Source organism: Aquitalea sp. LB_tupeE, from assembly GCF_013391415.1.
GTDB lineage: Bacteria > Pseudomonadota > Gammaproteobacteria > Burkholderiales > Chromobacteriaceae > Aquitalea.
In genome coordinates, this window is sequence record NZ_JACAXB010000050.1 from 1 (window position 1) to 5,498 (window position 5,498).

The 5,498-nt window shown below is 53.0% G+C and carries 5 protein-coding genes; 4 read left to right on the top strand and 1 reads right to left on the bottom strand.

Annotated features, from left to right (window positions below; genetic code table 11):
• Window positions 1-550 (top strand): substrate binding domain-containing protein (locus tag HWX34_RS20895; RefSeq protein ID WP_218645286.1); only part of this gene is annotated, 550 nt, incomplete at its 5' end.
• Between the two features lie 78 nt (window positions 551-628).
• Here the strand turns inward: HWX34_RS20895 and HWX34_RS20900 are convergent.
• Window positions 629-1,594 (bottom strand): AraC family transcriptional regulator, encoded by a 966-nt coding sequence (locus tag HWX34_RS20900; RefSeq protein ID WP_178974116.1) that lies wholly within the window; start codon window positions 1,592-1,594, stop codon window positions 629-631.
• Window positions 1,595-1,837: 243 nt separating this feature from the next.
• On the opposite strand from HWX34_RS20900, the gene HWX34_RS20905 reads away from it, so the two are divergent.
• From HWX34_RS20905 to HWX34_RS20915, 3 genes are all read left to right on the top strand, one after another.
• On the top strand, window positions 1,838-2,857 hold the full coding sequence (locus HWX34_RS20905) for an alpha/beta hydrolase (protein WP_178974118.1): 1,020 nt from the start codon (window positions 1,838-1,840) through the stop codon (window positions 2,855-2,857).
• A 329-nt stretch (window positions 2,858-3,186) separates the two neighbouring features.
• On the top strand, window positions 3,187-4,167 hold the full coding sequence (locus HWX34_RS20910) for an aldo/keto reductase (RefSeq protein ID WP_178974119.1): 981 nt from the start codon (window positions 3,187-3,189) through the stop codon (window positions 4,165-4,167).
• Between the two features lie 39 nt (window positions 4,168-4,206).
• Window positions 4,207-5,355, top strand: a complete 1,149-nt coding sequence (locus HWX34_RS20915) for an iron-containing alcohol dehydrogenase (RefSeq protein ID WP_178974121.1) — start codon at window positions 4,207-4,209, stop codon at window positions 5,353-5,355.
• Window positions 5,356-5,498: the final 143 nt, after the last annotated feature.

Sequence of the window (5,498 nt, forward strand, 5' to 3'; positions counted from 1 at the left end):
CGATCTGGTGGGCGGTGGCTACGACCTGGCGATCCGTGGCGGCCATATTGCCGACTCTGCGCTGGTGGCGCGCCCCATCTGCCATCTGCGCATGGTATTGGTGGCCTCGCCAGCTTATCTTGCGCAGGCTGGCACACCACACACGCCCGCCGAGCTGACACAGCACCGGCTGATCACCCGCCGTTTTCTGGGGGGAAAGGTGTCGCCGTGGAGTTTCCGTGATGCCGATGGCCAGATCACCACGCTGGATGTCTCGCGCAGCTGCCTCACCCTGTCCGCTCCGGAGGCACTGACTGACGCTGCGCGCCAGCATGCTGGCATTACCCAGGTGGGCGTGCACCATGCCTGGCCCTATCTTGAGCGTGGCGAACTCAAGGTGCTGTTGCTGGGCCAGCACGACCCCGGCGCTTACGAACTGGTGCTGCAATACCCGCACCGTGCACTGCTGGCACCCCGAGTAAAGGCGTGCATCGATTATCTGCTGGCGCAGTTTGCCGCGTCCCCCGCCTTGCATGTGCCACTCAGTGTACTAACAGCACATTCGGTATGATCAGTTTTAGTACTGGCTAGGCGGCTAAGAGTCATGAAATTTCGCGATTTTTCTCAAAATGGCATCAATAAGCGATCTTCATCGAAACTCCAGGCTGGTAAAGGAATTCGCCAGGGTGGCATGTCGCCTCAATTCATCGACATCACGTTTCGGAGAGTTACCAAAAAGGCGACTGTATTCACGATTGAATTGGGAAGGACTTTCGTAGCCTACCTGAAATGCAGCACTTGAGACGTCAAGACGCTCATTCAGCATCAGGCGTCTTGCTTCGTGCAAGCGTAACCATTTTTGGTACTGCAAAGGACTCATGGCAGTCAGTTGGCGGAAATGGTGATGCAGAGTCGTTGCACTCATCTGTACGTAATCTGCCAGTTCATTGATGCGCAGGGGCAAGGCATAGTTCTTCTTCAGCCAATCAACCGCCCTGGCAATCCTGTGGCTCTGACTTCCAACCGAGGCAATTTGCCATAGGCGTGCTGCCTGATCACTCATCAAGAGACGATAGTGGATTTCACGCTCAATCAGTGGCGCTAGTGCCGAGATAGCACCAGGCTCATCCAGCAAGGCTAGCAAGCGCCCAAACGGTTCCAAAATGGCTGGCGTAATTTTGCCCAGAGCAGCGCTGCTGTCACTCGGGCGATTGCGCGGCGGTGGTAAGCCACTTTGTGCAATGAACTCTGCCATGACACGAAGATCGAGCTCAAGTACCAAACCCAAGCAAGGTTTCTCTGGGCTGGCTTCCAGAATCTGCGAACTGGCAGGAAGATCGAGTGAGGTGACCAAAAAACGGTCAGTGTTATATGTGTATGCATGCTCTCCAATTAGCAATTGCTTCGCTCCCTGAGCGACGAGAACGATACTGGGGCCTATAAAACACGAACAAGGTTCTGTGGCCGCCTCGCGTCGGAAAAGGCCAAGATTCGGTATCGCAGTCTCGCAAACCTCCTTTCCCGCAGTCCACCTCTGAATGACCTCAGCCATACGCTCATGCATTGTTCGTTGTGACTGCTCCTGCCGTTGTCCACTTCGCTCTTCGACTGGCATGTACATCTCCCAGAACCTTAATAAACCAATGTTACGTCGCGCAGCGCCCCGCTGTCGTTCAGCAATTCGCAAGCCCGTAGGATCAGGCAATAAAACGGAAGGATCAATATACCGGTAGCTACGGTAAGGCAAGAATAATGCGAAATATGGATGGGTATTGACCATGTCCAGAGCAGTTCTGTGAGTGGCAAAGCCGCTATTGGTCCTTACAAGCGTCCCCAATAAACGAGAACGGAGTCCTCAATGAGAAAAGCCATCTTGCTTCTGGGATTTTTAATTTGCTCATTTACTGCGATGGGAGCAGACATGTCGAACGGCGCCGATAACTTCTACACCAGTGACAAGGTAACCGTACAAAAAGTTAATTTCAAAAACCAGTATCAGATGATGATCGTCGGAAACCTGTTTGTTCCGAAGAACCTAGACAAAAAAGTACAACATCCAGCCATCATCGTAGGTCATCCTTTTGGTGCCACAAAAGAGCAGACGTCGAATCTTTACGCCACCAAGATGGCGGAACAAGGTTTTGTGACCTTGTCGTTTGATTTGTCCTTCTGGGGTGAAAGCGACGGACTATCCCGCAATGTCGTGTTGCCGGATGTCTATGCAGAAGATTTCAGCGCAGCCGCGGACTACCTCAGCAGCCAGGCCTTCGTGGATCGCAACCGCATCGGTGTCATCGGTATATGCGCCAGCGGAGCATTCTCCATCAGTGCAGCCAAGGTCGACCCACGTCTCAAGGCCATTGCCACCGTCAACTTGCTGGATATGGGCACTGTCGCACGAAATCTGAACATGCCCACGCCGGAACTTCGAAGGGCCGGCATCGCCGAAGCGGCGGATCAACGTGATATTGAATTCAGCGGTGGAAAAATCAAATACACCGGCGGAACGGTGCATGAAATCGACGAAAAAACCATTCCGCTGCAACGCGAATTCTTCGATTTCTACCGCACGCCCAGAGGTGAGTACACGCCAAAAGGTTGGTCCAAGGAACAGACCACACACCCCACACTGGCCAGCTTCGTCAAGTTCTTGAACTTCTATCCCATGAACGACATTGAGTCGATCTCTCCGCGTCCGATCCTGTTCATCGTAGGGGAACAAGCTATCTCCAAGGGGTTTACCGACACCGCCTACAAACTGGCCAGCCAACCCAAAGAACTGGTCGTTGTTCCTGGCGCGGGCCATGTCGATTTGTATGACCGAGTGAATTTAATCCCGTTCGACAAAATTACGACATTCTTCAAGAAGAACCTCTGACATTTGTGGAAAGCCAATCTCTCAAATATTCATCTTGAATGCTGTAAAAGTTGGCTGAGAGACGGAAACACTCTCTTGAAATTTTTCCTGCCGTAATAAGCAAGGCAGGATCTGCGTGGAATTGAGCGATACAAGAGTAGCACTACGTTCGACCTGCACATCGAAATGCCCTTATTCCTCAGGGTCATCCTTACCGAGGTCTGAGAGAGCGAAGAGAAAATCGTCATCTTCATGACAAGTAGCTGACCAAATCATCTGTAGTCCAATCACGAGATCGGGACGGGGAGGGAGGCATTGGCCAGCACTCAGCAACACATTGGAGAACAAACATGAAATACACTCATCTTGGTCAGACCGGCTTGCAGGTCAGCCAGTTAGCTCTAGGTACGATGAACTTTGGTTACGTCACCAACGAGGCGGCCAGCTTCGACATCATGGATGCAGCGATCGACGCCGGAATCAACTTCTTTGACACCGCCGATGTTTATGGCGGCCGGCAATGGCCCGAAATTCCCAAAGGTTATGGGGTTTCGGAAGAAATCATTGGCCGCTGGCTCCAACAGGGTGGGCGCCGTAACAAAATCGTCTTGGCGACCAAGGTCTACCAGCCGATGGACTATGGCCCCAACGATCGTCGTCTGTCGGCTTATCACATCAGACGGGCTTGCGAGGATAGTCTGCGCCGTCTCCAGACGGATCACATCGATTTGTACCTGATGCATCACATTGACCGCCTCACCCCTTGGGAAGAAATTTGGCAGGCCATGGACCTGCTCGTTCAGCAAGGCAAAGTCAGCTACATCGGCAGCAGCAATTTTGCGGGCTGGCACGTTGCCACCGCGCAAGGGGTAGCCCAATCCCGCCACCTTCTCGGACTGGTGGCGGAGCAAAGCCTTTACAACCTGACCCAAAGATCCATCGAACTCGAAGTTATCCCGGCAGCCCGCTACCACGGTCTAGGCATCATTCCCTGGAGCCCTCTGGCTGGAGGTCTTCTTGGCGGCGTACTGGAAAAGCACGCTGATGGTAGACGGGGCGAACTAAGCGAGCAGGTAGAGCTCATGCGCCCACAACTAGCAGCCTATGAAGCTCTGTGTAGGGAGATTGGAGAACGACCTGCGGACGTTGCTTTGGCCTGGCTGCTGCACAATCCAGCAGTGACAGCCCCAATCATTGGCCCCCGAGTCCAAGAACAATTGCTCGACAGCCTGCGTGCACCTGAAATCGTTTTGTCTGACGCAACGCTGGCTCGGCTAGACAGTATCTGGCCAGGCCCTGGTGCCGAAGCACCTGAAGCGTACGCTTGGTAGCAAACAGGTAAAAATTGATCTTCAGAAAGAGACCGTCAAATGGAAAACTTCACATTCTTTAATCCGACACAAATCGAGTTTGGCGCGGGGAAGGAGCAACTGATTGGACAGCACCTCGCCGAGCGAGGCATCAAGCGAGTCATGCTTTGTTATGGTAGCGAGCGCTTCAAGCGTGAGGGTTTGTTCGACACTGTGAGCAATAGCCTCACCGAGAAAGGTATCGAACTGGTTGAATTCGGGGGAATCGTCAGCAACCCTCTCATTTCCAAAGTGCGCGATGGTATTGCATCGGCACGTGCCAATAAGGTAGAGGCGATTCTCGCTGTGGGCGGCGGTTCCGTGCTCGACAGTGCCAAGACAATTGCTGCAGGCGTGAGTTATGAAGGTGATGTCTGGGATCTCTTTACCGGCAAGGCGGGGATCACATCAGCACTGCCGATATTCTCAATCATGACGCTCGCCGCTACCGGCAGTGAAATGAACCTCTTCGCAGTCGTCACCAACGAGGACTCGAAGGAAAAACTGTTCATCGGTGCGCCTGCCCTGTATCCCAAGGTCTCCATCGTGAATCCAGAGTTGATGCGGGGTGTTCCGCGTGACTATCTCGTTTATTCAGCTGCAGATGTAATCGCACATTCAATCGAGGCCTATTTCACAGCAACGGTGCATCCAAAACTGCAATCGCGACTCGTCGAGTCAGTTATCAATACGGTGATTGAGACCACGGAAACCCTGCTGGATGATCCCAGCGATTATAATGCCCGTGCTCAATTCGCTTGGGCCGCAACACTGGCGCTGAATGGCCTGACTATTGCTGGCTGTGCTGGTTTCAGCTACCCAAACCACGCCATCGAGCATTCGCTTTCTGCCTTGTTCAATGTGCCACATGGTGCTGGGCTTTCAGTGATCATGCCCGCCTGGATGAAGTGGTATCAGAGCCGTAATCCGGCCCAGTTTAAGCGCTTTGCTGATAGTGTGTTTGGTGTAGCCACTCCCGAACAAGGCATCTCAGCGCTTGAGACCTGGTTCAACAAGATTGGTACGCCCACGCGTCTTTCGCAGTTGGGCATCAAAGAAGCTGACTTGCCGGCGATTGTAGAGAACGCATACATCAATGCGCGCACTTTCGGTATTGCCGACACTTATAACCTGGATGTGCTATCAACCATTTTGGGGAGTGCGCTATAAGTTTGCTGTAGCTTGGGGTCTGGGCCGGATTTTCTCTGAATAAGCAGGGAGTTTTTCGTCCTTGATCTCGCTACAGTTGAATGGCTGGTTTTGTTTACTGCGCAGACATTTGCCATTTTTGCCACGAGTGACCGCTTTGGCCG